Origin of the sequence: Longimicrobium sp. (assembly GCF_036280135.1) — a bacterium.
Classification (GTDB): Bacteria; Gemmatimonadota; Gemmatimonadetes; order Longimicrobiales; family Longimicrobiaceae; genus Longimicrobium.
Genome location: NZ_DASURI010000255.1, coordinates 1 through 3,432 on the forward strand (window position 1 = coordinate 1; position 3,432 = coordinate 3,432).

Genomic DNA, 3,432 nt, shown 5'->3' on the forward strand with positions numbered 1-3,432 from the left:
CGGGCATTCGGACGGCTCGCGCCGACAGCAACCCGCCCCTCTCCCGGCCTCTCCCCGCTCGTTCCTCGCGGAGAGAGGAGAACCCAGCCCGTGCACCGGTCGAGTTCCGCGCGCTGAGCCCGACCTCTCGCCACCCCTCCCCCGAAGTTGGGGGAGGGGTCGCCGGCCGTTGCGAGGAACGAGCAAAAAGGCCGGCGGGGAGAGGGCCCCGCGTCGCGCAGCGACGCGATCTCCTTCTGCGCCATCTGCCCGTGTGCGATCTGCCCGTGCGCCATCTGCCCGTGTGCGATCTGCCCGTGTGCGACCTGCCCGTCTCGATCCCCGTTCGCATCCCGTCCTTACTTCCCGCCGATCCGCCGTCCGTCATCCGCTTTTCGCCCGTATCCGCCCCCGCTCGCCACGGGGCGCACGGTTGGCTACATTATCCGCAGGCACCCGCCTCTCCGCTGCGCATTCCCCGCTCATCCGCACGACCCCGATCATGGCCCACGCAACGGCCGGGCACCTGCTCGCCGACCGGCAGGTGGACGTCGAGACCCCCGAGCACGTCGCCATCGGCTACGAGCTCGCGGACCTGGGTTCACGCTTTACCGCCATGCTGCTGGACTGGCTGCTCATCATCCTGGCGCAGCTGGGCATCTGGCTGGGCCTGGTGGCACTGGCGGCCCTGTTCGGCATGGAGAACCCCGTCACGGGGCTGGGGCTGGGCATCACCATCTTCGCCAGCTTTGTCCTCGTGTGGGGCTACTTCGTCTTCTTCGAGGGCCTGCGCGACGGACAGACGCCCGGCAAGAAGTGGATGGGCATTCGCGTGGTGCACGACGGCGGCTTTCCCGTGACGGTGCGCGGGGCGGCCGTGCGCAACCTCCTGCGCGTGTTCATCGACTTTCAGCCGATCCCCTCGTGGGCCATCGGCGGGCTGTCGATGATGCTGCACCCGCAGACCAAGCGCATCGGCGACCTGGTGGCGGGCACGGTGGTGGTGCGCGACCGCACGGGGCAGCCCATCCCCGAGGAGGCCGCGCGCACGCAGGCCGCGCCCCTGGGCCCGCCCCGGATGACGGACGAGGAGTTCGCGGCCGTGCAGATGTACGCCGCCCGCCGCGCCGCGCTGGAGGGCCCCGTGCGCGCGGAGCTGTCGCGCAAGCTGCTGGCCCGCGTGGAGCGCCACTTTCCCGAAGACGCGCGGCGCTGGCAGGTGAGCCCCGACACCTTTCTGGCCGCCGTGCACGACGAGGAGCTGGCGCGCCGGCAGGCGGCCGGCGCCGGTGGCCGCTCGGGGACGGCGCAGGCCACGGTGCTCGTCCGCCGCCAGCGCGCCCAGTGGGACGAGTACCAGAAGCTGCTGGACGAGGCCCGTTCCAAGGGCCTGGACCAGTTGGGCGAGGCCAAGGTGTCGCGCTTCGCGGCCCTGTACCGCGAGATGGCGGCGGACTTGGCGCGGGCGCGCACGTACGGCGGCTCGCCGGAGCTGCTGTACACCATGGAGCGGATGGTGGGGCTGGGGCACAACCTGCTCTACCGCCCGCCCACGCGCTCGTGGCGCCGCCTGTGGGCCTTTGTCACGGGCGGGTTCGCCGCGCTGGTGCGGCGCCGCTGGAAGGTGGTCGCGCTCTCGTCGGCGCTGTTCTACCTGCCCGCCATCCTCTCGTTTGCCGCCCTGCGCACCTCGCCGGACATGGCGCGCGAGATCCTTCCCCCCGTGCTGCTGGACCGTGCCGAGGACGCCGCGGAGAAGGAGGCGCGCGGCGAGGGCTACGTGGAGATGCCGGAGGTGTTCATGCCCGCCATGGCCACCAGCCTGGTCGCCAACAACGTGCAGGTCACCTTCCTGGCCTTCGCGGGGGGCATCCTGGCGGGCCTGGGGACGGTGTACACGCTGGTGATGAACGGCCTGCTGCTGGGCTCCGTGGCCGGCGCGTTCGCCAACGAGGGGCAAAGCCTGCACCTGTGGACGTTCGTGCTGGGGCACGGGGTGATCGAGATCACGGCCATCTGCATCGCGGGCGGGGCGGGGCTGTGGATGGGCTCGGCGCTGGTGCTGCCCGGGAGGATGCGCCGGCGCGACGCGCTGGTCACGCGCGGGCGCGAGGCGGTGTCGCTCATCGGCGGCACGGCCGTCATGCTGCTGATCGCGGGGCTCATCGAGGGCTTCATCTCGCCGTCGCAGCTGCCGCGTGAGATCAAGCTCATGCTTGCGGCGATCTTTGCCATGGCGTGCGTTTCGTACTTCGCGTTCGCGGGGCGCTCGCGGGAGGACGCGGAGGCGGCCGCGGCGTTCGCGGAGCGGTAACCGCGGACGGCGGGGGACAGGTTACAGGAGACAGCCTGCAACTGCGTCGCTTTCGCTCGTCGGATTTCGGGCCGCCCCTCGCCCGCCATTGCGCGAGCGGGGGCGCGGCCTTCTTTTCGGGGCCGCCGCGGGAAGCATTGGGAGTGGATGATCGGCGTCGCGGCGGATCGGGAAACCAGGAGAAGCTGAGATGCGCCTGCTGAAGCACCTGTTCGACAACAACCGTGCGTGGTCCGCCCGGATGACGGAGCGCGATCCCGCGTTCTTCGAGCGGTTGGTGGGCCAGCAGCGGCCCCAGCACCTGTGGATCGGCTGCTCCGACAGCCGCGTGCCCGCCAACGAGATCGTGGACCTGCTGCCGGGCGAGCTGTTCGTGCACCGCAACATCGCCAACGTGGTGGTGCACACGGACCTCAACTGCCTGTCCGTGCTGCAGTTTGCCGTGGACGTGCTGCAGGTGCGCGACGTGATGGTGGTGGGCCACTACGGCTGCGGCGGCGTGCGCGCGGCGCTGGACGGCCAGAAGGTGGGCCTGGCGGACAACTGGCTGCGCCACGTCCAGGACGTGCGCGACAAGCACATCGACCTGCTGACCCCCATCGACGACCCCACGCAGCGCGCCGATCGCCTGTGCGAGCTCAACGTGATCGAGCAGGCGGCCAGCGTGTGCCAGACCACGGTGGTGCAGGATGCGTGGGCGCGGGGGCAGGACGTGGCCGTGCACGGGTGGATCTACCGCCTGCACGACGGCCGCCTGCACGACCTGCGGATGACCGTGACCCGCGACGACGCGATGGAGTCGGTGCGCGCCACGGCCATCTCGCAGCTGGTGGAGCAGGGGGCCGTCTCGGGCGGGTAACGGCGCGAGGCGGATCGGGGCGGGCGGATGGGGATGGAGGGGGTGGGGCAGAATCGGGATGGGACAGAACGGGAAAGATGGGGGAGGATGGTGATCGGCTGGGGGATCGCGTCGCTGCGCGACGCGGGTCCCTCTCCCCCGCCCGCCTTTTTGCTCGTTCCTCGCAACGGCGGTCGACCCCTCCCCCAACTTCGGGGGAGGGGTTTTTCGTGGGGACGGTTCAGCGCGTGGAATCCGCCCCGTGTAGAGGATGGGTTCTCCCCCTCCCCCGCGAAGCGGG

At 71.1% G+C, this 3,432-nt stretch carries 2 protein-coding genes; both read left to right on the forward strand.

Annotation, left to right across the window (positions count from 1 at the left end):
• Positions 1 to 481 precede the first annotated feature (481 nt).
• Positions 482 to 2,293, forward strand: a complete 1,812-nt coding sequence (locus tag VFZ20_RS07880) for a stage II sporulation protein M (RefSeq protein ID WP_329683304.1) — start codon at positions 482 to 484, stop codon at positions 2,291 to 2,293.
• Positions 2,294 to 2,483: 190 nt separating this feature from the next.
• Positions 2,484 to 3,152 (forward strand): carbonate dehydratase, encoded by a 669-nt coding sequence (can, locus tag VFZ20_RS07885; protein ID WP_329683305.1) that lies wholly within the window; start codon positions 2,484 to 2,486, stop codon positions 3,150 to 3,152.
• Positions 3,153 to 3,432 lie beyond the last annotated feature (280 nt).

Bases quoted from the DNA above. Each gene is read 5' to 3' on its own strand.
- can (WP_329683305.1), top strand. From the start codon at position 2,484: ATGCGCCTGCTGAAGCACCTGTTCGACAACAACCGTGCGTGGTCCGCC.
- VFZ20_RS07880 (WP_329683304.1), top strand. From the start codon at position 482: ATGGCCCACGCAACGGCCGGGCACCTGCTCGCCGACCGGCAGGTGGAC.